This window comes from Shinella sp. (assembly GCF_052438155.1).
Lineage (GTDB): Bacteria > Pseudomonadota > Alphaproteobacteria > Rhizobiales > Rhizobiaceae > Shinella.
In genome coordinates, this window is sequence record NZ_JBQVPI010000021.1 from 59,374 (window position 1) to 83,814 (window position 24,441).

23 protein-coding genes and 2 tRNA genes are annotated in these 24,441 nt (G+C 62.8%); 14 read left to right on the forward strand and 11 right to left on the reverse strand.

The annotated features are described in order from the left end of the window. The first annotated feature begins 39 nt into the window (after positions 1–39). The 7 genes from gatC to ACT6VE_RS26545 all read left to right on the forward strand — a co-directional run bounded on the left by gatC (position 40) and on the right by ACT6VE_RS26545 (position 5,185). Positions 40–327, forward strand: a complete 288-nt coding sequence (gene gatC / locus ACT6VE_RS26515) for an Asp-tRNA(Asn)/Glu-tRNA(Gln) amidotransferase subunit GatC (protein ID WP_444801320.1) — start codon at positions 40–42, stop codon at positions 325–327. 3 nt (positions 328–330) lie between these two features. After that, positions 331–795, forward strand: coding sequence for a GNAT family N-acetyltransferase (locus tag ACT6VE_RS26520; protein WP_444801321.1), 465 nt, complete (start codon positions 331–333; stop codon positions 793–795). A 17-nt stretch (positions 796–812) separates the two neighbouring features. After that, entirely contained in the window at positions 813–2,294 is a 1,482-nt protein-coding gene (gatA, locus tag ACT6VE_RS26525; protein WP_444801322.1) for an Asp-tRNA(Asn)/Glu-tRNA(Gln) amidotransferase subunit GatA, read from the forward strand. A 385-nt stretch (positions 2,295–2,679) separates the two neighbouring features. Beyond that, positions 2,680–2,752, forward strand: a tRNA-OTHER gene (locus ACT6VE_RS26530). Between the two features lies 1 nt (position 2,753). Next, positions 2,754–2,818 (forward strand) — tRNA-Leu (locus ACT6VE_RS26535). A gap of 442 nt (positions 2,819–3,260) precedes the next feature. Then, a complete protein-coding gene (locus ACT6VE_RS26540; protein ID WP_444801323.1) occupies positions 3,261–4,406 on the forward strand; it encodes a slipin family protein in 1,146 nt (381 codons plus the stop codon). Positions 4,407–4,672: 266 nt separating this feature from the next. Then, the gene (locus ACT6VE_RS26545) at positions 4,673–5,185 is read left to right on the forward strand and encodes a GNAT family N-acetyltransferase (protein ID WP_444801324.1); all 513 of its coding nucleotides are present in this window, start codon (positions 4,673–4,675) and stop codon (positions 5,183–5,185) included. A gap of 36 nt (positions 5,186–5,221) precedes the next feature. Here ACT6VE_RS26545 and ACT6VE_RS26550 read toward each other — a convergent pair whose 3' ends face one another. The 4 genes from ACT6VE_RS26550 to ACT6VE_RS26565 form a co-directional block, all read right to left on the reverse strand. Continuing rightward, the gene (locus tag ACT6VE_RS26550) at positions 5,222–5,479 is read right to left on the reverse strand and encodes a YjhX family toxin (protein WP_444801348.1); all 258 of its coding nucleotides are present in this window, start codon (positions 5,477–5,479) and stop codon (positions 5,222–5,224) included. 193 nt (positions 5,480–5,672) lie between these two features. Beyond that, a complete protein-coding gene (locus tag ACT6VE_RS26555; RefSeq protein ID WP_444801325.1) occupies positions 5,673–6,575 on the reverse strand; it encodes an NAD(P)/FAD-dependent oxidoreductase in 903 nt (300 codons plus the stop codon). 83 nt (positions 6,576–6,658) lie between these two features. Further along, on the reverse strand, positions 6,659–7,108 hold the full coding sequence (locus ACT6VE_RS26560) for an RrF2 family transcriptional regulator (protein ID WP_444801326.1): 450 nt from the start codon (positions 7,106–7,108) through the stop codon (positions 6,659–6,661). 57 nt (positions 7,109–7,165) lie between these two features. Further along, positions 7,166–7,471: a DUF1294 domain-containing protein gene (locus ACT6VE_RS26565; RefSeq protein ID WP_444801327.1), complete on the reverse strand. Its 306-nt coding sequence runs from the start codon at positions 7,469–7,471 to the stop codon at positions 7,166–7,168. A 130-nt stretch (positions 7,472–7,601) separates the two neighbouring features. Here ACT6VE_RS26565 and gatB point away from each other — a divergent pair, with 130 nt between their 5' ends. The 4 genes from gatB (at position 7,602) to ACT6VE_RS26585 (ending at position 10,790) form a co-directional block, all read left to right on the forward strand. Next, on the forward strand, positions 7,602–9,137 hold the full coding sequence (gene gatB, locus ACT6VE_RS26570; RefSeq protein WP_444801328.1) for an Asp-tRNA(Asn)/Glu-tRNA(Gln) amidotransferase subunit GatB: 1,536 nt from the start codon (positions 7,602–7,604) through the stop codon (positions 9,135–9,137). A gap of 67 nt (positions 9,138–9,204) precedes the next feature. Beyond that, on the forward strand, positions 9,205–9,705 hold the full coding sequence (locus tag ACT6VE_RS26575) for a GNAT family N-acetyltransferase (RefSeq protein ID WP_444801329.1): 501 nt from the start codon (positions 9,205–9,207) through the stop codon (positions 9,703–9,705). 153 nt (positions 9,706–9,858) lie between these two features. Continuing rightward, the gene (locus tag ACT6VE_RS26580; RefSeq protein ID WP_069059067.1) at positions 9,859–10,257 is read left to right on the forward strand and encodes an NADH:ubiquinone oxidoreductase subunit NDUFA12; all 399 of its coding nucleotides are present in this window, start codon (positions 9,859–9,861) and stop codon (positions 10,255–10,257) included. A gap of 77 nt (positions 10,258–10,334) precedes the next feature. Then, positions 10,335–10,790, forward strand: coding sequence for a DUF2155 domain-containing protein (locus tag ACT6VE_RS26585; protein WP_444801330.1), 456 nt, complete (start codon positions 10,335–10,337; stop codon positions 10,788–10,790). A 13-nt stretch (positions 10,791–10,803) separates the two neighbouring features. Here the strand turns inward: ACT6VE_RS26585 and aat are convergent, their stop codons facing one another. The 5 genes from aat to ACT6VE_RS26610 all read right to left on the reverse strand — a co-directional run bounded on the left by aat (position 10,804) and on the right by ACT6VE_RS26610 (position 14,619). Beyond that, a complete protein-coding gene (aat, locus tag ACT6VE_RS26590) occupies positions 10,804–11,418 on the reverse strand; it encodes a leucyl/phenylalanyl-tRNA--protein transferase (RefSeq protein WP_444801331.1) in 615 nt (204 codons plus the stop codon). A gap of 11 nt (positions 11,419–11,429) precedes the next feature. Next, complete coding sequence (accC, locus tag ACT6VE_RS26595; protein WP_444801332.1) at positions 11,430–12,776, reverse strand: acetyl-CoA carboxylase biotin carboxylase subunit; 1,347 nt, start codon at positions 12,774–12,776, stop codon at positions 11,430–11,432. Between the two features lie 10 nt (positions 12,777–12,786). Further along, positions 12,787–13,248 (reverse strand): acetyl-CoA carboxylase biotin carboxyl carrier protein, encoded by a 462-nt coding sequence (gene accB, locus ACT6VE_RS26600; RefSeq protein WP_444801333.1) that lies wholly within the window; start codon positions 13,246–13,248, stop codon positions 12,787–12,789. 22 nt (positions 13,249–13,270) lie between these two features. Continuing rightward, positions 13,271–13,708: a type II 3-dehydroquinate dehydratase gene (gene aroQ, locus ACT6VE_RS26605; protein WP_069059063.1), complete on the reverse strand. Its 438-nt coding sequence runs from the start codon at positions 13,706–13,708 to the stop codon at positions 13,271–13,273. A gap of 152 nt (positions 13,709–13,860) precedes the next feature. Continuing rightward, complete coding sequence (locus tag ACT6VE_RS26610; RefSeq protein WP_444801334.1) at positions 13,861–14,619, reverse strand: DsbA family protein; 759 nt, start codon at positions 14,617–14,619, stop codon at positions 13,861–13,863. A 191-nt stretch (positions 14,620–14,810) separates the two neighbouring features. Here ACT6VE_RS26610 and ACT6VE_RS26615 point away from each other — a divergent pair, with 191 nt between their 5' ends. Further along, entirely contained in the window at positions 14,811–15,965 is a 1,155-nt protein-coding gene (locus ACT6VE_RS26615; protein WP_444801335.1) for a pyridoxal phosphate-dependent aminotransferase, read from the forward strand. A 74-nt stretch (positions 15,966–16,039) separates the two neighbouring features. Here ACT6VE_RS26615 and ACT6VE_RS26620 read toward each other — a convergent pair whose 3' ends face one another. Then, the gene (locus ACT6VE_RS26620; protein ID WP_444801336.1) at positions 16,040–16,804 is read right to left on the reverse strand and encodes an SDR family oxidoreductase; all 765 of its coding nucleotides are present in this window, start codon (positions 16,802–16,804) and stop codon (positions 16,040–16,042) included. Between the two features lie 134 nt (positions 16,805–16,938). Beyond that, on the reverse strand, positions 16,939–19,845 hold the full coding sequence (locus ACT6VE_RS26625) for an Rne/Rng family ribonuclease (protein ID WP_444801337.1): 2,907 nt from the start codon (positions 19,843–19,845) through the stop codon (positions 16,939–16,941). A gap of 707 nt (positions 19,846–20,552) precedes the next feature. Here ACT6VE_RS26625 and ACT6VE_RS26630 point away from each other — a divergent pair. Together ACT6VE_RS26630 and ACT6VE_RS26635 are read left to right on the forward strand one after the other, a co-directional pair. Continuing rightward, a complete protein-coding gene (locus tag ACT6VE_RS26630; protein ID WP_444801349.1) occupies positions 20,553–21,716 on the forward strand; it encodes an N-acetylmuramoyl-L-alanine amidase in 1,164 nt (387 codons plus the stop codon). A 278-nt stretch (positions 21,717–21,994) separates the two neighbouring features. Next, positions 21,995–24,439, forward strand: coding sequence for a penicillin-binding protein 1A (locus ACT6VE_RS26635; protein ID WP_444801338.1), 2,445 nt, complete (start codon positions 21,995–21,997; stop codon positions 24,437–24,439). Positions 24,440–24,441 lie beyond the last annotated feature (2 nt).

Here is a 24,441-nt window from a genome sequence, read left to right on the forward strand (position 1 = left end):
TCAGTATAGCGGGTAGAAATTTCCTATCGGAGACCATCCATGTCCGTAGATCTAGCCACCGTGAAGCGCGTCGCGCGTCTTGCCCGCATCGCCGTCAGCGAGGACGAGGCAAACCGCATGACCGGCGAGCTGAACGGCATCCTCGGCTTCGTCGAGCAACTGTCCGAAGTGAATGTCGACGGCGTCGAGCCGATGACCTCCGTCACGCCGATGGTCATGCGCAAGCGCGACGACGTCGTCAGCGACGGCAGCAAGGCGGATGACATCGTCGCGAATGCGCCGGCGACAGACCGCAATTTCTTCCAGGTTCCAAAGGTTGTGGAGTAATCCTTGCCCGTCACCATCGCTGTCGAAAGCCCGTTGCAGGATGAGGTTCGCACGCTGATCGCGGAGCTGAACACGGTCCTGCTCGCGCTCTCACCGCCGGAGGCGTGTTATCATCTCACCGTCGAGCAGATGGCCGAGCCGACCGTCACGGTCTGGATCGCCCGCGACGGCGACACCGTCGTCGGCTGCGGCGCGCTGAAACGCCATTCCGAGACGGTGGGCGAGGTGAAGCGCATGTTCACCCGGCCGGAATGGCAGGGACAGGGCATCGGCCGGCGCATCCTCGGCGAGATCCAGAGCGTTGCCGAACGGGAGGGGCTGGAAACGCTCGTGCTCGAAACAGGCGACCAGCACCCGGCGGCCTGGGCAATCTACGAGAAGGCCGGCTTTTCCCGCTGCGGCCCCGTGCTCGACTATCCGGACTCACCTTTTTCCGTCTTTTACCAAAAGCAGCTTCTCGCTGCCTGACCCGAAGTGACCGCACCATGACCGATCTGACCCGCCTGACCATTGCCGAAGCCCGCGAAAAGCTCGGCGCCAAGGAGATCACCGCCGTCGAACTGACGGACGCCTATCTCGGCGCGATCGATGCGGCGAACGGCGCGCTCAACGCCTATGTCGCTGTGACGCCGGAAAAGGCGCGCGACATGGCGAAGGCCTCCGACGGCCGCATCGCCGCCGGCAAGGCCGGCGCGCTGGAGGGCATCCCGCTCGGCATCAAGGACCTGTTTGCGACCGAGGGCGTGCATACGCAGGCGTGCAGCCACATCCTCGACGGCTTCAAGCCGAAATACGAATCGACCGTTACCCAGAACCTGTGGGACGCCGGCGCCGTCATGCTCGGCAAGCTGAACATGGACGAGTTCGCCATGGGCTCATCCAACGAGAGTTCCTATTACGGCCCGGTCAAGAACCCGTGGCGCGCCAAGGGCTCGAACGCCGACCTCGTGCCCGGCGGTTCGTCCGGGGGTTCGGCCGCTGCCGTGGCCGCCTTCCTCTGCGCCGGTGCGACCGCAACGGATACCGGCGGCTCGATCCGCCAGCCTGCCGCCTTTACCGGCACCGTCGGCATCAAGCCGACCTATGGCCGCTGCTCGCGCTGGGGCATCGCAGCCTTCGCCTCGTCGCTCGACCAGGCCGGCCCGATCGCCCGCGACGTGCGCGATGCGGCAATCCTCTTGAAGTCCATGGCCAGTGTCGACGCCAAGGACACGACCTCCGTCGATTTGGCCGTTCCGGATTACGAAGCCTCGCTTGGCCAGTCGCTGAAGGGCATGCGCATCGGCATCCCGCGCGAATACCGCGTCGATGGCATGCCGGAAGAGATCGAGGCGCTCTGGCAACAGGGTATCGCCTGGCTGAAGGAAGCCGGTGCCGAGATCATCGACATTTCGCTTCCGCACACCAAATATGCGCTGCCGGCCTACTACATCGTCGCGCCTGCCGAAGCCTCATCGAACCTCGCCCGTTATGACGGTGTGCGTTACGGCCTGCGCGTCGACGGCAAGGACATCGTCGACATGTACGAGAAGACCCGCGCTGCGGGCTTCGGCACCGAAGTCAAGCGCCGCATCATGATCGGCACTTATGTGCTGTCGGCTGGCTATTACGATGCCTATTATCTCCAGGCCCAGAAGGTGCGCACGCTGATCAAGCGCGACTTCGAACTCGCCTTCAATGCCGGCGTCGACGCGATCCTGACCCCCGCGACGCCATCCTCCGCCTTCGGCATCGCCGACGAGGAGCTCGCGTCCGATCCGGTCAAGATGTATCTCCAGGACATTTTCACCGTCACCGTGAACATGGCGGGCCTGCCGGGCCTCTCCGTACCCGCCGGCCTCGACCACAAGGGCCTGCCGCTCAGCCTGCAGCTCATCGGCAAGCCCTTCGAGGAGGAAATCCTCTTCAAGACGGCGCATGTCATCGAAAAAGCCGCCGGCCGCTTCACGCCGAACAAGTGGTGGTAAGGGTCAGGTAAATTCGATCGACCCCGGCTGGCTTCTCCCCCCTCATCCGCCTGCCGGCACCTTCTCCCCGCTGGGGAGAAGGGGAAGATCGCTGACGTCGCGTTTTCCCTTCTCCCCAGCGGGGAGAAGGTGGCCCGTAGGGGCCGGATGAGGGGGCAGCCCGGCGACCATGCCAGCGCCCAGAACGTGTCGTGACGGCAACACCTACCGCTACGATAGGCGCACCTGTGCCTTTTTGGCTTGATTCCCCCAAAAGTTGAGAATAAACGCGCTCTCCCGGTCGTTCAGCCGGTGCGGATGTCAACGGATGGAGTTTTAACGCTCCTCCCGCGCGAGGCGGCCCTGCCGTCGTCGTGTACGGATGCCGCGCCCAGAATGACCGTTTGCGGACCTAGCTCAGCGGTAGAGCGTCGGTTGAGTTCCGAAGGTCGCGGGTTCGATTCCCGTTGTCTGCTCCAGTGGATAGCTCAGTGGTAGAGCATCAGATTTAGGTTCTGAAGTCGAAGGTTCAAATCCTTCTCCAACAGCCTTCCAAGCTGTCTCATATCCGGTCCGGGGACCGGACTGCGGACGGCAGATCGGGAACGGGCCGAAAGGTTCGCTTCCGGAAAGCCCGACGCCGGACGTTTGCGGTCCGGTTCGCGGTGACGGCCAAGCCGCCTTCAGGCCAGCAAGGGAGCCCGCGGTTCCCGAGCCCGCCGAAAGGCCGCGCGGTCCTCTCCCGAAAACCCGCCGCCGATGGCCGTCATCCGGTCCTTGGATCATCGCAATTCCAGCAAAAGTGCGCAGCGGTTTTGCGTCCGGAATTGCGAGTGAAAAGTGCTTGCATGCCCCCGCCCGCAGGTTCCCCGCGGCGATCAAGGGTTTCAAGGGAACTGGCGGGAAAATACGCCGGTGGCAGTCGAAACCAGAAACGAAAGGAAGATCGGTTCGTGACGTAGTGTATGACCCGAAGGAGCAAGAACAATGACGATGTTTCTCGATATGATTTTGGGGCGCCAGCGCGTCCTCGTGAAGGCCAACGAACGGGTGCTCGCCCTCTACAGGGGAGAGGTGCTCGGCATTTTCGGACCGGGTGAGCACGCCCTGCCGAACCGCCGCGGCATGCTCGAGCTGGAGCGCCATGACGTGAACCGGTCGGCCTTCACCTCGGCCTATGAGAAGTCGTTGTTCGATACGCTCCCGGAGGTGGCAGCACGCGAACTGACGGTCTTCCGGACGGGCAGCCGTGAGGTGGCCGTCGTCGAGCGCGACGGCGAGCTGCATGCGGTGCTTGCGCCGAACCAGAAGCTCGTGGTCTGGAACGCGGCCGGCCCGTGGACCGAGACGCGCGTCGACCTGACGAACCGGCTTGACATCGACCCGGAGCTGATGCGCCGCCTGACACGCGCCCGCCGCACGGAGCTCACGACGGCCTTCCTCGTCAACGACGGTCAGGTCGGCCTGCTCTTCGTCGACGGCAGCTATCAGCGCATGCTGGAGCCGGGTCTCTCCGCCTTCTGGAACGTCGGAAAGACGATCCAGGTGCGCTTGGTCGACCTGAAGCGCCAGTCGCTCGACGTGACCGGTCAGGAACTGCTTACCCGCGACAAGGTGACGATCCGGGTGAACATTGCAGCCGAGTACCGCGTCGTCGATCCGCTGAAGGCGGTGTCTGACGTGAAGGACTTTGCCGATGCCCTGTACCGGGCATTGCAGTTCGCCTTTCGCCAGACGCTCGGCACGCTGACGCTCGACCAGATCCTTGAACGCAAGGTGACGGTCAACGCGGAAGCCGCCGAGAAGGTGCGCGCCGACATGGCGGCGATTGGTGTCGAGGTTTCGGCCATCGAGCTCAAGGACGTGATCCTGCCGGGCGAGATGCGCGATATCCTCAACCAGGTCGTCGCTGCGGAGAAGCAGGCAGAAGCCAACGTCATTCGCCGCCGCGAGGAAACGAACGCCACCCGTTCGTTGCTCAACACGGCGAAGGTGATGGCGGAAAACCCGGTCATGTTGCGGCTGAAGGAGCTCGAAGCTCTGGAAGCCATCGCCGGCAAGGTGGAACGCCTGACCATCCACAATGGTACCGCTGGTCTGATGAACGACATCGTCCAGCTCCGCGACAAGTAAGGGATCGTCCGGCCGAAAGGCCGGGCGGTTTCGTTTCGGAAAGACCTTTTCCCACCCTCGACGTCATCCTCGGCCTTGCGTCGAGGATCCATTGGCGAGTGCGGAGTGTGGATGGTCGGGCCAGGCCGTGACGAAGGAGAGGTTGAGGCCTGGTCTTTGGCGTCGACGTTTTCACACGGTCCCTCGCATCATCTCCGTGGATAGCCTTTTGTCTCCCTCGCCAAGTCCCTCGTGCAGTGCTTTCATAGTGTCGGAAGGGGCCGGTCATGATCACTGTTCGCAATGCCCGTGAAGCGGATGTGCTCGCCGTCGTCGAGATCGGTGTGCGGGCCTGGGAGCAGGCCGTGGTGGGCGTGGCCGACCTTCAAGTGCGACGGGACAATGCGCGCTCCGCCTTCCAGCAGTTTCTGGGCGCCCATTGGTTGCGGGTAACTGTGGCCGAGATCGACGGCGTGCTGGCCGGCTGGGCCTCGCGCGAAGCTCTGGATGACGAGATCACCGATCTCTGGGTCGATCCGCCCCAGCAGAAGAAAGGTCTGGGCGCCGCCTTGCTCGACGCCATGGAAGAGGAAATCCTTGCCGCCGGCTTCGAGGCGGCACGCCTTCAGACCCATGCGCGCAACACGGCCGCCGTCGGTTTCTTCCAGAAACACGGTTACTCGGTCAGTTGGCTCTCGGTCGACTATCAACCGCGTCTCGACAGGGATGTGGAATCGGTCGGGCTACGCCGGCAGCTGATCGCGGAAGAACCCATCGGTTATGGGCCGGGCGGGTTTTGAAACGGGAGGCGAGCTTTCGCCGCGCCTCCCATCTTTTCACTGGTTATCCAGTTGTGCTCGCACCAGCACCAAACCCCGCTGCGTGATGCGGTAAGGCTTGCCACCGGATGACGCGATGCAACGCCGGCGTTTCAGCTTGCGGAAGAGCTCGACGTCGAGCCCGCCCGCGCGCCAGCCGTCCCGCGTAATGCACGAGACCGTTGCGATCTTTCGGTTTTCATCTTTTTCGATGTCGATCCTGCCGCCCTGGGCGAGCAGGTGGAGAATGCGCTGTTCGGCGCGCGAAATGTCCATTGTCTTGAGTGATCCGTCTGGCGTTCGAATGAACGCGAAAAAACGTTCTGCCACCCACGGGGTGGCAGGGTTCATCGTTTTTCCGACCCTGCGCGCATTGACTAGCGGGCAGGGTCCTCAGCAGGTCTCAGACGAGTTAGACATCAAAACTCCATGTGCGGACGTCTTGAAATAACCAAGCGTCGCTGCTGCGTCAATGCGCAGGCCAGATCAGCGAGTGATGCAGCATCACGGCGGTTTTGACCCCATTGGCTGCGGCAAGCGAGATATTGGCCGGACCAAGCGCAATGTCGCCGGCGGCATAGAGGCCGGGCAGGGATGTCTGGCCCATGTCGTCGGTGTGGAGAATATTGCCGATCGGCGTTTCCTTGAGTTTGAGGCCGCGGTCTGCCGGGATGGCGCTGCGCACCCGTGCCTCCGGCATGACGAAGAGCGCCTTGACCAGTGTCGGAATGCCCGGCCCGGTCTCGACCGACAGCATGCCATCCGGCCCGTCCGCGATTGCGGTAACGCGGCCCGGCCGCAGTTTCACATTGCGCTCGGCAAGCACGGCAAGCGCCTCGTCGTCCGGTTCCGGCACGGCATTGGTGAAGAGGGTGACATCGCCCCAATCGGCGACGACAGCCGCGAATCGCGCCGCTTCGGCGGTTCGGGCCAGTACGCCGACCGCGCCGCCGCCGACCTCGTAGCCGTGGCAATAGGGGCAATGCAGCACCGTCGTGCCCCAGCGCTCTGCAAGGCCGGGGATCGCCGGCAGCTGATCTTCGAAACCGGTAGCGAGCAGCACGCGCCGTGCATCTATACGCCCGCCATCGCCGGTGAGCACGGAAAAAGCGTCCCTCTCGCCCTCCAGCGTTTCGGCCGGCACATCGCGGAAGGTGACGGTCTCGTAGGCGGCAAGCTGGCGACGGGCATCGGCGAGGATATCGCGCCCCGGCCGGCCATCCTGCGCGAGAAAGCCGTGCGAATGGGCGGAGAAGCGATTGCGCGGCTCGCCGGTGTCCAAGATGGTGATGCGGCGGCGGGCGCGGGCAAGCTGCATGGCGGCGGAAAGGCCGGCAAAGCCCCCGCCGATGATGATGGCATCTTCGGTCATGGTTTCATCCTTTCTGGAACAAGCGGCATCGTTCGCCCGGCGGTGCCGGTCGTTGACGATGCGGATAGGGACGTTGTTGCGGCTTAGCCGGTATCTGCGCGGGCGCGCTTGGCTGCGGCCGCCGCGCGGAAATCCTCGGCGAGGTTGGCGAGTGTCGTGCCGGCGAAACGTGCCATCAGGATTGCTTCCGCATCCTTCAGCGCATCGCCGATCACCCGGTTGACGGATTGCTCGACCACGCAGCCCGGCATTTCCGTGGCAGCACCGATCTGGAAGACGATCGGCTCGCCGAGCGCGTTGTAAATGTCGAGCAGCGAGATATCGGCAAGCGGCCTTGCGAAATGCCAGCCGCCGCCATGGCCGCGGCCGGATTGCACGATGCCGGCATCGCGAAGCCCGGCCATGGTGCGCCGGACGACGACGGCGTTGGTATCGAGGCAGAGTGCGAGATCGTCCGAGGTCATCGGCGCGTCGCGTTCGGCCATATGTATGAGTGCGTGAAGCACGGCGGAAAGTCGGCTGTTTCTTTTCATGTAACAATAATAGTTACGAATAGCTGTGAGTGTCAACCCGGACCGGGGAGCGGAGTGTCAGCCGGCTTGCAGCATCCGATACAAGGTAGGGCCGAAGATCAGCGTCGTGGGGGCCAGAACCGCGTGCAGAATCAGGATTGCCAGCAACTGCGTGCGGAACGGTTCCTTGCGTGTCTTGTGCCGCAACAGGCGTTGCCCGGCGAAGGCGCCGAGGCTGCCGCCGATGAAGGCGAATTGCAGCAGTCGCGCTTCGGAAACGCGCCAATCGCCATCGCGCGCGGCTTCCTTGTCCCACCAGAAGAGGCAGAACGTCACGACGTTGAAGAGGAGAAAAATGATCAGAAGCGCTGTTGGCGTGCCCATTGCATGCTTTTAGCCGATCATCCTTGCGACTTGGCTAACGACGGCGAGCGGCGCCCGCCGAAAACCTTGCGCCGCCTGCCCATATGTTCTACCGAGACAGCACCGAAGACACCACAGCCAAGAGCCTGCCATGACCCTCGTCGACGTCCGTACCCCCGATCCGAAACGCTTCATCCCCGGTGCCACTGGCGACTGGGAGGTGATCATCGGCCTGGAGGTGCATGCGCAGGTTCTTTCGAATTCCAAGCTCTTCTCCGGCGCCTCCACCGAGTTCGGCAAGGCGCCGAACGCCAACGTTTCGCTCGTCGATGCGGCCATGCCCGGCATGCTGCCAGTCATCAACGAGGAATGCGTGCGCCAGGCCGTGCGCACCGGTCTCGGCCTGAAGGCCCAGATCAACCACCGCTCGATCTTCGACCGCAAGAACTACTTCTATCCGGACCTGCCGCAGGGCTACCAGATTTCGCAGTACAAGGATCCGATCGTCGGCGAAGGCAAGATCGTCATCTCGCTCGGCCCCGACCGCCAGGGCAACTTTGAAGATATTGAGATCGGTATAGAGCGTCTGCACCTTGAGCAGGACGCCGGCAAGTCGATGCACGACCAGCATCCGACCATGTCCTATGTCGACCTCAACCGTTCGGGCGTCGCGCTGATGGAGATCGTCTCCAAGCCGGACATGCGCTCGTCGGACGAGGCGAAGGCCTATATGACGAAGCTGCGCTCCATCGTGCGCTACCTCGGCACCTGCGACGGTAACATGGACGAAGGCTCGATGCGCGCCGACGTCAACGTCTCCGTGCGCCGTCCGGGCGAAGGGTTCGGCACGCGCTGCGAGATCAAGAACGTCAACTCCATCCGCTTCATGGGCCAGGCGATCGAATACGAAGCCCGCCGCCAGATCGGCATTCTGGAAGACGGCGGTTCGATCGACCAGGAAACCCGTCTCTTCGATCCGGGCAAGGGCGAGACGCGCTCCATGCGCTCGAAGGAAGACGCGCACGATTACCGCTACTTCCCTGATCCGGACCTGCTGCCGCTGGAGTTCGACAACGAATTCGTCGGCAAACTTCTGGCCGACCTGCCGGAACTGCCGGATGACAAGAAGATCCGCTTCGTCAAGGATCTCGGCCTTTCGGTCTACGATGCCTCGGTGCTCGTCTCGGAAAAAGAAACGGCGGACTACTTTGAGGAGATGATTGCTAAGGGTGCTACGCCAAAAACTGCCGCAAACTGGCTGATTAATGAATATTTTGGCCGATTGAACAGCTCGGGAAAGACAGTGCAAACCGGCCCGTTTTCTCCATCTGCCAACTCAACCATTATTTCGATGGTTTCAGACGGAACGATCTCAAGCAAAATGGCCAAAGATCTTGCAGATGCTTTATGGATCGAAATTAGCGTGCCTTATAGCGAGGTGGCTACTGAGATTGATGTTCGTCAGTTTGCAGAATCGCGCGGCATGAAGCAGGTGACTGATACCGGCGCCATCGAGAAGGCTGTCGACGAGATCATCGCCGCCAATCCCGATCAGGTGGCCAAGGTTCTGGCCAAGCCGACGCTGGCAGGCTGGTTCGTCGGCCAGGTGATGAAGGCGACGGGCGGCAAGGCCAATCCGCAGGCTGTGCAGGCGCTGGTCAAGGCCAAGCTCGGCATCGAGGACTGAAGCAGTTCCAGCAAAAGTGTGAAGCGGTTTTCCGTCCGGAATTGCTTCAGAACAAAAGGAATCTTTCATGTTCTTCGTCCGCACGGCTTCCGAGCAGGATCTGGCGAAGGTCAGCGCGCTTCTGGCCGAGACGTGGCACGCCACCTATGACGCGCTCTATGGCGCCGACAAGGTGAGCGAGATCACCGCGCGCTGGCATGCGGTGCCGGCGTTGAAGGCCCGGCTGGGGCGCAAGGACAGCGAATTCGTCGTCGCCGACAATGGCAAGGAGCTTGCCGGCATGGGCTATGTCGCCATGTCGAAGGAGCGGCCGAAGGCGGCGTTTCTCCATCAGCTCTATGTGCTGCCGCGCTTCCAGCGCCAGGGGATCGGCCGCGACATGTTCGCCGAGCTCGAATCCTGCTTTCCCGATGCCAATTCCATGGTGCTGGAGGTCGATCCGCGCAATGACGCTGCGGTCGGCTTCTACGCTGCGCACGGCTTCACCAAGGTGGGTGAGGCGCAGCATACCGCCGATAACATCTCCGGCGTGCCGCTGGATGTCTACGAGAAGCCGCTCGGCGGCTGAGCGCGACGAAAAGCCATGTGCGAACGCGCGGGAATCGCTGGACATTCAGGCGTCACCGCGCCATAAGCGGAAGAATATCGCCCGCCATGCGCGGGGTAGAACTATCAGTCTCGGGCCGCGCTTCCGGCATGGCCCTGCCAAGGACGCCAGCCCATGAACCTTCTCAAGCAGATTTTCACCTGGTGGAACGGTCAGACGATCGGCACCCGCTTTCACACCTGGCGCTTCGGCAAAAAGGTCGGCCAGGACGAGTTGGGCAATGTCTATTATCAGGGCAGCGCCAAGGATTCGGAAGGCCGCACGCGCCGCTGGGTAATCTATAACGGCTATGCCGATGCCTCCGCCATCCCGCCGGGCTGGCATGGCTGGATGCACCATCGCACGGACGTTTCGCCGGCTGACGAAGAGTACACGCCGCGCGAATGGCAGGTGGGGCACCGTCCGAACGGGACCGGCACCGCGCAGGCTTACCGCCCGCCGGGTTCGATCGCCGTTGCTGGCGAGCGTCCGCGCGTGACCGGCGACTATGACGCCTGGACGCCGGGCAACTGATACCGATTTGGCCACAATTCGCCGGTAGCTCCAAGCGACCGGCGAACGCCGGAACGGATCGCAGGAGACGGCAATCAATGACAGTCTGGTTTTCACGGGCAAACGCCGGTCGGCGGTTCCTTGTTGCTGTGCTTGCAGCCGCGGCCGCAGGCGTTGCGTTGATGCCCGTCGCGTCGAACGCCGCGCGCATCGAAAACCCGGTCGCCGTGTTCTCCGGCATAGACAAGATCACCGGCCGCATCACCAATTTCGACGTCTATATCGGTGAGACGGTACAGTTCGGCGCGCTGCAGGTGACGCCGAAGGTTTGTTATAGCCGCGACGATACCGAGGCGCAGAAGGTCACGACCTTCGTCGAGGTCGACGAGATCACGCTCGACCGGAAGATCCGCCGCATCTTCACCGGCTGGATGTTCGCCGACAGCCCCGGCCTCAACGCTGTCGAGCACCCCGTCTATGACGTCTGGCTCGTCGAGTGCAAGGCAAAGTCCGAAGTGCCGCCGCCGGAAGACGGCGAGACGAAGAGCCAGTAAGGTTTCTATCCGTTCAAAACGGTAGATGCGGCGACGCCAGCGCGTTGGCCAGCATGTCTTCGTACTCTATCTTCGGCACGTCGATCGCCCCGAACGTCTTCAGGTGCTCGGTGGTGAATTGCGTGTCGAGCAGGCGGAAGCCGCGGTCCTTGAGCCGCTCCACGAGGTGCACGAGGCAGATCTTCGAGGCATCGGTGCGCCGTGAAAACATGCTTTCACCGAAGAACGCGGCGCCCAGCGAGACGCCATAGAGCCCGCCGACGAGCTGATCGCCCTCCCACGCCTCGACCGAATGCGCATGGCCCATGCGGTGCAGGGTGCCATAGAGCGATTTGATTTTCGTGTTGATCCAGGTGGAGGGGCGGTCGGGTGCCGCTTCCGCGCAAGCGGCGAGCACGGCGTCAAAGGCACTATCGAAGCGGATGTCGAAGGGGCTTTTGCGGATGGTTTTTGCGAGACTGCGCGAGACGTGAAAGTCATCGAGCGGGATGACGCCCCGCATGTCCGGCTCGACCCAGAACAGCTCCGGGTCGTCCGCCGAATCGGCCATCGGGAAAAGCCCGATGGAATAGGCGCGCAGCAAAAGCTCCGGTGTTATCTCCGGGTGACGGCTGCGACGCCCTGCCATAACCGACGCCCTCAGGCGTCGGTCTTATTGGCCAGATAGTTCTCCAGCCAATGGATATCATAATCGCCGTTGGCGATGTCCTGGTTGCCGATCAGGTCCTGAAAGAGCGGCAGCGTCGTCTTGATGCCGTCGATGACGAACTCGTCCAGCACGCGGCGCAGGCGCATCATGCATTCGACGCGGGTGCGGCCGTGCACGATGAGCTTGCCGATCAGGCTGTCGTAGTAGGGCGGGATCTTGTAGCCCTGATAGACGCCCGAATCCACACGCACGCCCAGTCCGCCTGGTGCGTGAAAATGCGTGATCGTGCCCGGCGAGGGGACGAAGGTGCGCGGGTCTTCCGCATTGATGCGGCACTCGATGGCATGGCCGGAAAAGATGACCTCTTCCTGGGTTACCGACAGGCCGGCACCGGAGGCGACGCGGATCTGCTCGTGCACGAGGTCGATGCCGGTGATCGCTTCGGTGATGGGATGCTCCACCTGGAGGCGGGTGTTCATCTCGATGAAATAGAACTCGCCGTTCTCGTAGAGGAACTCGACCGTGCCCGCGCCGCGGTATTTCAACTTCTTCATGGCGTCGGCGCAGACCTGGCCGATCTTCATGCGCTGCTCGACATTGAGGGCAGGCGAATTGGCTTCTTCCCAGACCTTCTGGTGGCGGCGCTGCAGCGAGCAGTCGCGTTCACCCAGATGCACGGCATTGCCCATGCCGTCGCCGACGACCTGGATTTCGATATGGCGCGGCTTGCCGAGGTACTTTTCCATGTAGACCGCGTCGTTGCCGAAGGCGGCAAGCGCCTCGGAACGGGCCGTGGAGACCGCTTCGTCGAGATCGTCCTCGTTCTTGGCAACCTTCATGCCGCGACCGCCGCCGCCGGCGGTGGCCTTGATGAGCACGGGAAAGCCGATCTGGCGCGCAATTTCCAGCGCGTTCTCCGGCTTCACTTCGCCGTCAGAACCCGGAACGACCGGGATACCAAGCTCCTGCGCCGTCTTCTTGGCGGTGATCTTGTCGCCCATGATGCGGATGTGTTCCGCCGTCGGGCCGATGAAGGTGATGCCATGCGCGTCAAGAATTTCCGCGAACTTGGCGTTTTCCGACAGGAAGCCGTAGCCCGGATGCACGGCGTCGGCGCCGGTGATCTCGCAGGCGGCCACGATCTGGTGGATGTTCAGGTAGCTTTCGCGCGACGGCGGCGGGCCGATGCACACGCTCTCGTCGGCAAGGCGGACATGCATGGCGTCGGCATCCGCCGTCGAATGCACGGCAACCGTGGCGATGCCGAGCTCCTTGCAGGCCCGAAGGACCCGAAGGGCGATTTCGCCGCGGTTGGCAATGAGGACTTTGGAGATCATGGGGGCCGCCTTATTCGATGATGATCAGCGGTTCGCCGTACTCGACCGGGCTCGAATCCTGCACGAGGATTTCGGTGACCTTGCCCGAGCGCGGCGCCGGGATCTGGTTCATCGTCTTCATGGCTTCGATGATAAGGATGGTCTGGCCTTCCTTGACCGTTGCGCCAACCTCGATGAAGGGGCGCGAACCCGGTGCGGGCGACAGGTAGGCCGTGCCGACCATCGGGGCCGTGACGGCATTCTTGTTGTTGCGCGCGTCGACGACCGGAGCGGCTGCGGCAGCAGCGGGCGCGGCGTAAGCAGGTGCCGGAGCCGCCATCGGCGCCTGCACGTACTGCGGCGTGCCGGCGCGCGAGACGCGGATGCGCAGGTCGTCCTGCTCCACTTCGATCTCGGTCAGGTCGGTCTCGTTGAGGATGTTGGCGAGATCGCGGATCAGACCCTGATCGATGCCGTGTTTCTTGTCAGCCATGGAAGTGAGCCTCTGGTTTTTCTTATGTCGTGATGGAGGAGAGCGCATGGAGCGCAAGGACATAACTCTGCGCGCCAAATCCGCAGATGACGCCCTTGACGGCGGGCGCGATCATCGATTTGTGGCGGAATTCCTCGCGGGCATGCACGTTGGAAAGGTGCAGTTCGACCACCGGGATCTTGATGGCGCGAATGGCGTCATGCAGGGCGATCGAGGTGTGGGTATAGGCGCCGGCATTGATGGCGATGCCGACGGCAACGTCGCCGGCCTCGTGGATCCAGTCGACCAGGTCGCCTTCATGGTTGGATTGGCGGAAATCGACGGCAAAACCCAGCTTTTCGCCCTCGGCCTTGCAGAGCACTTCGATATCGGCGAGCGTCTGGCCGCCATAGATACCTGGCTCGCGTTTGCCGAGTGCATTCAGGTTGGGGCCGTTGAGCACAAAAAGGGGTGAAGCCATTCGTAATTCCGCATGCTGGATAGAGGATTACCTATAGACCGGCGGTTCCCGCAGGGAAAGCCCCAAGGGCAGGGGCTTTGCCGGTCGAAAGGGGCGATGTCCACAAGCAGCACAGCCTGAACAGGGTCAGCGTGGCAGGAAGATGGCCGTTCTCAGCAGGTCGCCTTGCCGCAGGCGCGCACGTTGGCGATTTTTTCGCGCAGATCGTCTGCGCCGACGGCACCGAAGATCGTCTCCTGGCCAAGCACGTAGGACGGCGTACCGGTAATGCCGAGGTCGTTTGCCAGCGAATAGGCTTCGCGCACGGCCTCGTCATGCGGCTTCTCGGTCATGGTCTTGCGGATATCCGCTTCGGTAAGGCCCATGCTGGCAGCAAGCGCGATGGCGCTTTCTTCGGTGGCCCGGCCTTCGCCGCCGAGCAGCGTGCGGTGGAACTCACCATACTTCTCCGGCGAAAGATCGCGCACGGCAGCACTCACCTTGTGGGCGGCCAGCGAATCGGGACCGAGGATCGGCAGTTCCTTCAGCACGAAGCGGACGTTCTTATCCTCCTTCAGGATATCATCCATGTCGGAGAGTGCGCGCTTGCAGTAGCCGCAGTTGTAATCGAAGAATTCGACGATCGTGACGTCGCCCTTCGGATTGCCAAGCGCAATGTCATAGGGCGAGGAGAAGATGGCCTTCTCATTGTCGGTAATGGCGCTTTGCGCCTTGGCCTGCTGCTGCGCTTCCTGCTTCTTCTGCAGGGCTTCCTGCACTTCGACCAGGATTTCGGGATTTTCGACAAGGTATTCCTTGATGAAGTCGCCGATCTCCTTCTTCTGCGCATCGTCGAGGGCGAGAGCCGGAAGAGGGGCTGCGACCGCGAGTGTAAGAGCGATGGTGGCCGCAAGCTTCGTCTTGAATGTCATGTCTGTCCTGTCCTCGTCATGATGCGCCGATGAAGTGCCATTGGCGACACCCGCGCGTCAATGCGGACGCGGGCGCTTTCAACGACTCTATGGTCGCTCGCGTGCTAACGATAGGGTAAAAGCGGCGGATTTTCGGCCCTCGCAGGATTGTGAAGACCGGCATCTTGCGGCACACAGGCGGCGACCTCGAAATGGAACGGAAGCTCATGAAACTCTCCAAGCGCGGCGCCGTCGAACCCTTTCACGCCATGGACGTGCTCGCCGAGGCAACGAAGCAGCGCGCCGCCGGCCGGCCGGTGATCTCCATGGCCGTCGGCCAGCCCGTGCACCCGGCGCCGGAAGCCGCCCGCGCGGCAGCACGCCGGGCGCTCGAGATCGGCCGCATCGGCTATACAGATGCCCTCGGCCTGCTGTCGCTGCGCCGCGCCATTTCGGATTTCTACCGGAACCATCATGGCGTTTCCGTCGATCCTGGCCGGATCGCCATCACGACCGGTTCCTCGGCCGGCTTCAACCTCGCTTTCCTGGCCCTCTTTGATGCCGGAGACCGTGTCGCCATCGCACGCCCGGGCTATCCGGCCTATCGCAACATCCTGGCGGCGCTCGGCATCGAAACGGTGGAAATCGAGGTGAATGCCGAAAACGGCTTCACCCTGACGCCGGAAGCGCTGGAAGCCGCCGGTCGCATCGACGGCGTGCTGCTCGCCAGCCCCGCCAACCCCACCGGTACGGTCACCGGCCGCGCCAATCTCGCGGCGCTCTCCGCCTATTGCCGGGACAAGGGCATCGCCTTCATTTCGGACGAGATCTACCACGGCCTCACCTTCGTCGGCGAAGAGGCGACGGCGCTGGAATTCGGCGACGAGGCGGTGATCATCAACTCGTTTTCGAAATACTATTGCATGACCGGCTGGCGCATCGGCTGGATGGTGTTGCCCGAGGCACTGGTGCGCCCGGTGGAGCGCATCGCCCAGAGCCTCTACATCTCCGCGCCGGAATTGTCGCAGATCGCGGCGGAAGCGGCGCTCGGCGCCGAGGCGGAGCTGAATGTCTATCGCGACGCCTACCGCGTGAACCGTGACTTCCTCGTCAAGCGCCTGCCGGAGCTCGGCTTCTCCATCGCCTCGCCGATGGACGGCGCCTTCTATGCCTATGTCGATGTCAGCCGCTTCACCAATGACAGCATGGCCTTTGCCCGCCGCGTGCTCGCCGAGACCGACGTTGCGGCAACACCCGGCATCGATTTCGATCCGCGCGACGGCCATCACACCATGCGCTTCTCGTATGCCGGCTCTTTCGACGAGATGAACGAGGCGGTCGATCGCCTCGCACGCTGGCTGGCCTGACCGTGAAAACGATTCCGTTTCAAGGCCTTGCGGCCGGAGACGGAATCAATCCTGCAGGCACCTGACTCTGTTTCTCAGACCCGGTTGATCGACACGCCACCATCCACAAGCATGGCCGTTCCGGTCGTGAAGCTGGATGCATCGGAGCAAAGGAAGAGCGCCGCCTCGGCAATCTCTTCCGGCTCCGCAATCCGCTTGAAGGCATTCAGCCCTGCAATGAACTGGCGCGCTTCCGGTGTGTTCGCCACGTCACGTCCCATCGGTGTGTCCGTTGCGCCCGGCAGCAGTGCATTCACGCGAATGCCTTTCGGGCCGTATTCTGACGCCAGCACCTGCACGAGGCCGATCAGGCCGGACTTCGATGCGGCATACGCGGCCAGTCCCGGAAAACCCGCCGTGTAGCCGACGAAGGTGGAGGTGAAGACGATTGCCCCGCCGCCGCGTGCCTCCATGGCGGGCAATTGATACTTTGCTGCGAGGAAGCCGCTGGTCAGGTTGATGTCGATGACGCTCTGCCAGTCTGCCATGGAAAGCGCGGGCAGAGGGCCAATCGGCCCGGTGGTGCCGGCATTGTTGAAGGCGATGTCGACGCCGCCGAACTCGGCCGTGGCGGCCTCGACCAGCGCCTGATGATGCGCCTCTTCGCTGACATCGCCTGCCACGGCGATCGCTACGCCACCTGCGGCGCGGATTTCGGCGGCGACAGCCTCAAGCCGTTCTGGCCCGCGTGCGGAGAGCACGACCTTTGCGCCTTGCCGGGCAAAGAGTAGGGCTGCGGCACGGCCGATGCCGGAGCTTGCGCCGGTGATGATGGCGACCTTGTTGGTAAGGCGGGTCATGGGTCTCTTCCTTGCTGGTTTCTGACGACCGTGGGTGTCGCAGAAGGGCGAGGGGCGAGCCACCCGTTTCCGGCCAGCCAAGAAAAAGGCCCGGACGATGCCGGGCCTTCGGATTTTTCAGAGATCAGCGCTTCTTAGAAGAAGCCGCGGCGCTGCCACCAGCCGCCCTTCTTGGGCTTGTCTGCATCGTCTTCCGGCGCGGCTTCCTTCGCCGTGGAGGATTTCACCACCGGCTCGGAGGCGATCTTGGAAAGATCGCGGTTGCCGCGGGCAGGCTTGGCCGGCTCTTCGAGATCGGCTGCTGCCGTCACGACTTCCGGTTCTGCCGGCGTGGCTTCCTCTGCAACTGCTTCGACCGTAGCCGCTACCGGCTGCGCTTCGATTTCGGTGCGGGCGGCCTCATCGACGGCGACCTCTTCCACAACCTTGGCACGGCTGCGGCGAGCCCGCTTCGGCTTGGCCGGCGCTTCTTCGGCCGCAACCTCGACCGGTGCTTCCTCTGCAACGAAAGTCACTTCGGCGACGTCCACTTCGACGGCCGTTACCTCGCCTGCATCGGCTTCATCCGAATCGCCTTCGGCATCATCACCGTCTGCGCCTTCGGCACCGGCTTCGATCGAACCGTCCTCGGGACGATTGCGACGACCGCCACGCTTGCCGCGACGGCGGCGCTTGCGACGCTGCTCGGCGGTTTCTTCGGCTGGTGCCTGCGATGCATCCGCAGCCTCTTCGCCTTCGCCATCGGCCTCGTCGTCATCAAGGTCATCCTCGTCGCCGGCCTGCTCGCCGCCGAAGGATGCAGTATCAGTGCCTTCAACGCCTTCGCCACCTTCACGACGACCACGACGACGGCGGCGACGCTTGCGCTTGCGGTTGTTTTCGTCGGCGGCGGCTGACGAAGAAGACTGGGCAGCCGGTGCAGCAGCCGCGGCAGCCGGACGTGCGTCCTCTTCTTCTTCCTCTTCGTCGATCTCATCCTCGATGACGATGTCGTCGTCTTCGGGTTCCGGCTCGAAATGCAGGATCTGCTCGATCTTCACCGGGTTTTCGACGGCCTCGCCACGGTCGATCGCAAAGTGCTGCGCGCCGACATGGGCGTCAGCCTCGATGATGATCTGGACGCCGAAGCGGGTCTCATAATCGATGATCGTGCCGCGCTTGTGGTTGAGGAGGTAGAGCGCGATATCCGGCGTCGTGCGGACCGAGATATTGTGCGTCGTGTTCTTGAGGAGATATTCCTCGATGCCGCGCAGCACATGCAGCGCCACCGATGACTGCGAGCGGATATGGCCCGTGCCGTTGCAGTGCGGGCAGACCTGCATGGTCGATTCGAGAACGGATGCGCGGATACGCTGGCGCGACATTTCGAGCAGGCCGAAATGCGAGATGCGGCCGACCTGGATGCGTGCGCGGTCGTTCTTGAGGTGGTCCTTCAGGCGCTTCTCGACGGAGCGGTTGTTGCGCTTCTCCTCCATGTCGATGAAGTCGATGACGACGAGGCCGGCAAGGTCGCGCAGGCGAAGCTGGCGCGCCACTTCCTCGGCGGCTTCCAGGTTCGTCTGGAGCGCGGTATCCTCGATGGAGTGCTCGCGGGTCGAACGGCCGGAGTTGACGTCGATCGAGACGAGCGCTTCGGTCTGGTTGATGATGATGTAGCCACCGGACTTCAGCGTCACCTGCGGCTGCAGCATGCGGTCGAGCTGGGCTTCGATGCCCGAGCGCGAAAAGATCGGATGCACGTCGCGGTAAGGCTGAACAACCTTCGCGTGGCTCGGCATCAGCATCTTCATGAAGCCCTTGGCTTCCTTGTAGCCTTCCTCGCCGGCAACGACGATCTCGCTGATGTCCTTGTTATAAAGGTCGCGGATCGAGCGCTTGATGAGCGAGCCTTCCTCGTAGACAAGGCAGGGCGCGGTGGAGGCGAGCGTCAGCGTGCGGACGTTCTCCCACAGGCGCATCAGGTATTCGAAGTCGCGCTTGACTTCGACCTTGGTGCGGTTCGCGCCGGCCGTGCGCAGAATGACGCCCATGCCCTGCGGAACTTCGAGGCTACGCGCGATTTCCTTCAGGCGCTTGCGGTCCGGAAGGTTGGTGATCTTGCGGGAAATGCCGCCGCCGCGCGCCGTGTTCGGCATGAGAACCGAGTAGCGGCCGGCCAGCGACAGATAGGTGGTGAGAGCAGCACCCTTGTTGCCGCGTTCTTCCTTGGCGACCTGCACGAGCAGGATCTGGCGGCGCTTGATGACTTCCTGGATGCGGTACTGCTTGCGCGGCTTGCGCTGCACACGATCCGGAACCTCTTCCATGGCGTCTTCGGCGCCGACGGATTCGATGACTTCCTTCTCTTCGCCGTGATGATCGTCATCATCGTCGTCATCGCGACGACGGCGGCCGCGCTTGCGCTCGGTCGGCTCGGAAATTTCGTCGGTATCGACAGCCATGGCCATCGCGCCGCCGGGCGTCTCGTCGTCGCTGGTTTCAGCGGGAGCGGCGGCCTCTTCTTCTGCCGGCGCATCCTCGGTCTTTGCCTTCGCCTTGCGGGTGCGGCGCGGCTTTTTCACCTTTTCGGCCGGGACGTCTTCGGCGGGAGCGGCGACCGCCTCGACGACTTCGGCCTCAGCCTCAGCCTCTGGTGCAGCTTCGATCGCCGGCGCGTCGTCGACGACGGTTTCAACGGCTTCCGCCGTCGGCTCGCTGTCGTCGGAAAGGTCGGTTCCGGTCTCGATCTGCTCGATCTCGTCGTCGCGGCGGTGTTCTTCCGCCTCGGCTCTCAGGAGCGCCTGACGGTCGGCCAGCGGGATCTGGTAATAATCCGGGTGGATTTCGGCGAAGGCCAGGAAGCCGTGGCGGTTGCCGCCGTAATCGACGAAGGCCGCCTGAAGCGACGGTTCGACGCGTGTGACCTTGGCAAGGTAGATATTGCCGCGGATCTGCTTCTTGTGTTCGGATTCGAAGTCGAATTCTTCTATGCGGTTTCCGCGTACGACAACGACGCGCGTCTCCTCAGCGTGAGACGCGTCGATAAGCATTTTCTCTGCCATGTAGATTGTGCTCCTCGGCGCACACGCAATCCTGGCGGCGAGCTGTTTCCTGTAGAGGAAGTGCCGGGGGAGGAGAGGGATGCGCCGAATATGTAAGTTCCCGTTAGGCCCCGGTGAGGAGTAAGCGGACGGAGGGCGGTCGGTACGCGAACGTCCCGGTGCCAGTTACCCTCTGAGAAAAGCCGCTGTGACAACATCAACGTCCAACGAGAATGCCAGTGCCATAGACCTTGAAAGGTCCGATGAAATTGCCCTTGGGGAAGGGCGGTTGGTGGAAATCCACCTTGACTGTTCCGGCCACCGCCGGTTTACGCGATCTGTTCGGACGGGAGAAAGAGGTATGACGGAGGATGAAGGCCCGGTTCGGCGCCAAGTCCCGGAGGGGTGGCTGCCTGCTCAAAGCGATTCTATCCCGTCTAAGCTTTTTCCCTGACTTTGCTTTTATGGCGGATATGTCACAATGGCAAGGGAAAAGCCAAAAGCGTCATAATCTTGATCGATTTGCCACTATGCCTGCGTCTTTGCGGCGGATGCACGGGATTGCAAGCTTTGGTTAACCCTATGGGGGCATCTATGGGGCTTGTCCTGCACCGCATTATTACGCGGGTTCCACGCGTTTGAACGGACTGCCAGTGGTAAAGCTAAGCCTCCTGACCGAACATTTTTTCCGCGGCGTCACCGTCGTCGCGCTTGCTATTGCGATCGTGATGCCGGCCCTTGCCGTTTCGGCTTCGGCCGCGCCGCTGCTCGCCTTTTCCGCCCGCATGGCCGGTGATGATGCCCGCACCCGGCTGATCATCGATTTCGATCGCAAGCCCGAATTCAAGGTGCACTACGTTGCCAATCCCTACCGCGTGCTGATCGACCTGCCGGAAACCGATTTCGGCATCAAGGCGGAGCAACTGGAGGCACGCGGCATCTTTTCCGAAATCCGCTACGGCACCATGGCCGCCGGTCGCTCGCGCATCGTGCTGACGGCATCGCGCCCTGTCGGCGTCGTCCTTGCCGAAGTGCAGGAAGAGCAGGGGGCGGCGAGCTACCGGCTGGTCATCGACGCGGCGATCGTCACCGACCAGGTATTCCAGGGCCAGATGGAAAAGCAGAGCTGGCAGGAAGCCTCCGCTCCGACCGCCGCCGAGCAAACGCCGGTGATGTTGCCGGGCAGCAAGGCGGACGGCCCCTTCGTGATCGCCGTCGATGCCGGCCATGGCGGGATCGACAATGGTGCCCGCGGTGGTGTCACCAAGACGGAGGAAAAGCACGTCACGCTCGCCTTCGCCCAGCAACTCGCCGATGCGCTCAACAAGGTGCCCGGCACGCGCGCCTTCCTGACGCGCCAGAAGGACGAGTTTCTTTCGCTCTCGCAGCGCGTGCAGCTTGCCCGCAGCGAGGGCGCGAACCTCTTGATCTCCATCCACGCCGATACCTTGAAGCAGAAGGACACGCGCGGCGCGACGGTCTACACGATTTCCGACAAGGCCTCCGACAGCCTCGCTGCGAGCCTTGCCGAGCGTGAAAACCTCTCCGACCAGATCGCCGGCATTTCTTTCGTCGACGAGCCGGCCGAGGTCGCCGATATCCTGCTCGACCTGACAAGGCGCGAGACGCAGGCCTTCTCGATCAACCTTGCCCAGAGCGTCGTCAGTGCCTTCAAGGACGAGGTGATGCTGATCAACAACCCGCATCGCCATGCCGGTTTCCGTGTTCTGACCGCGCCGGACGTGCCGTCGATCCTGCTCGAACTCGGCTTCATGTCGAACAAGGACGACGAACAACTGCTGATCGATCCGGCCTGGCAGAAGAAGGTGGCCGGCCTCGTCGCCAAGGCTGTAGAGCAGTACCGCTCGACCGTCGTGGCGAATGGCGGTTAAGCTTTTGAGACGATACATGGGACGTGCAATCAACGAACGTGCTAATATTGCTGTGCCGGAAAAGTGACAGCGGCCGCCATTGTGCGGTGGTGAAGCCTGGATGCATGCTGTAAGCCCTATTTTCCTCACATTCCGACCGCTAGACGGGGGCGAGAAAATAGGGGCGACTCGTCTTCTATCGAAGAGGTGCCGCAGCGGATTGCGTTGCGGCGGTGCAAGGCCGGGCGGCAGGTCTGCCTGATGAAATTATAAAGACATAAGGCATCGGTAACTGGCTCATGATCAGACTGATTGGATATTTCTTCGGGATTGGCACCGTCTTCTTCCTCGGTGTGGCGGGCGCGGTTGCGCTTTATCTCGGAAGTGTCACCAAGGATCTTCCCGATTATGAGGTCTTGAACAGCTATGCGCCGCCGGTGACGACGCGCATGCATGCCGGCAACGGCGCGCTGATGGCCGAATATGCCCGAGAACGCCGCCTCTACCTGCCGATCCAGGCGATCCCGGATCGCGTGAAGGCCGCCTTCCTCTCCGCCGAAGACAAGAATTTCTACCAGCATCCCGGCGTCGACGTGACGGGTCTGTTCCGCGCCATCGTGGTCAACGTCCAGAACATGGGTTCCGGCCGCCGTCCGGTGGGTGCGTCGACCATCACCCAGCAGGTCGCCAAGAACTTCCTGCTCTCGTCCGACCAGACGATCGACCGCAAGGTCAAGGAAGCGATCCTCTCCTTCCGCATCGAGCAGGCCTATTCCAAGGACCGCATTCTCGAACTCTATCTGAACGAGATTTTCTTCGGCCTGAATTCCTACGGCATTGCCGGTGCGGCACTCACCTATTTCGACAAGTCGGTCACCGAGCTGACGATCGCCGAAACAGCCTATCTTGCCGCGCTGCCGAAGGGGCCGTCGAACTATCACCCCTTCCGCCGCGCCGAGGCCGCCATCGAGCGCCGCAACTGGGTCATCGACCGCATGGTCGAGAACGGTTACGTCACGCAGAGCGACGGCGCCGATGCAAAGACCAAGCCCCTTGGCGTGACGCCGCGCCATCGCGGTTCCTATCTGTTTGCCTCGGAATATTTCTCCGAGGAGGTTCGTCGGCAGATCATCGAACGCTACGGCGACAATGCGCTCTACGAAGGCGGCCTCTCGGTCCGCACGTCTCTCGATCCGCGCATCCAGGCCGCCGCGCGCAAGACGCTCCAGAAGGGGCTGCTCAGCTATGACGAGCGGCGCGGCTTCCACGGCCCGATCAAGACGATCGAGATCGGTGACTGGGGCGTGGAGCTTGCCAAGATCGAAGCCTTCTCGGACGTGCCGGAATGGAAACTCGCCGTTGTGCTTTCTGCCGATGATGGCGGCGCCGATATCGGGCTGCAGCCGAGCAAGGAAGCTTCAGGCAAGGTCGTCGAAGAGCGCGTGACCGGTCGCATCGAGGCCGAGAACATGAAGTGGGCCTATCGTTCGGCCAAGGGTGACCGCAAGAGCGCGAAATCGCCGGCCGGCGTCTTCAATGTTGGCGACGTCGTCTATGTCGAGCCCATCGAGGGCGGCACCTATCGCCTGCGCCAGCCGCCGAAGGTCCAGGGCGGCCTCGTCGCCATGGATCCGCATACCGGCCGCGTGCTCGCCATGGTCGGTGGTTTCTCCTATGGCCAGTCGGAGTTCAACCGCGCGACGCAGGCGATGCGCCAGCCGGGCTCGTCCTTCAAGCCCTTCGTCTACGCAGCAGCCCTCGACAACGGCTACACGCCGGCCTCGGTGATCATGGACGCGCCGATCGAGATCGTCGCCGGCGGCCAGGTCTGGCGCCCGCAGAACTACGGCGGCGGCTCCGCCGGTCCATCGACGCTGCGCCTCGGTATCGAGCGTTCGCGCAACCTGATGACCGTGCGGCTTGCCAACGACATGGGCATGAACCTGGTTGCGGAATATTCCGAGCGCTTCGGCATCTACGACAAGATGCTGCCGGTGCTCGCCATGTCGCTCGGCTCCGGCGAGACGACCGTTCTGCGCATGGTCTCGGCCTATTCCGTGCTCGCCAACGGCGGCAAGCAGATCAAGCCCTCGCTGATCGACCGCATCCAGGACCGCTACGGCAAGACGATCTTCCGCCATGAAGAGCGCACCTGCGAGAACTGCAACGCCACCGACTGGGAAAACCAGGACGAGCCGACGCTGGTCGACAACCGCGAACAGGTCCTCGATCCGATGACCGCCTACCAGATCACCTCGATGATGGAAGGCGTCGTCACCCGCGGCACCGCGGCCGGCAAGATCAAGCTCGATCGCCCGACGGCCGGCAAGACCGGCACGACGAATGACGAGAAGGACGCCTGGTTCGTCGGCTACACGCCCGACCTCGTCGCCGGCCTCTATATCGGCTTCGACAGCCCGGCACCGCTCGGCCGCGGCGCGACCGGCGGCTCGCTTTCCGCACCGATCTTCAACGAGTTCATGCAGGCGGCGCTGGAAGGCACCAAGCCGACGAAGTTCATCGTGCCGGAAGGCATGCAGTTCATCGCCGTCAACCGCAAGACCGGCATGCAGGCCAACGAAGGCGATCCGGACACGATCATGGAAGCCTTCAAGCCCGGCACCGGTCCGGCCGACGTCTTCTCCGTCATCGGCGGTGAGGAATTCGCCAGCCCCGAGGAAATCCTGAAGAGCTCGCCGCAGGCGAACCAGGCGGTAACCGGCGGCAGCGGCGGTCTGTTCTGATC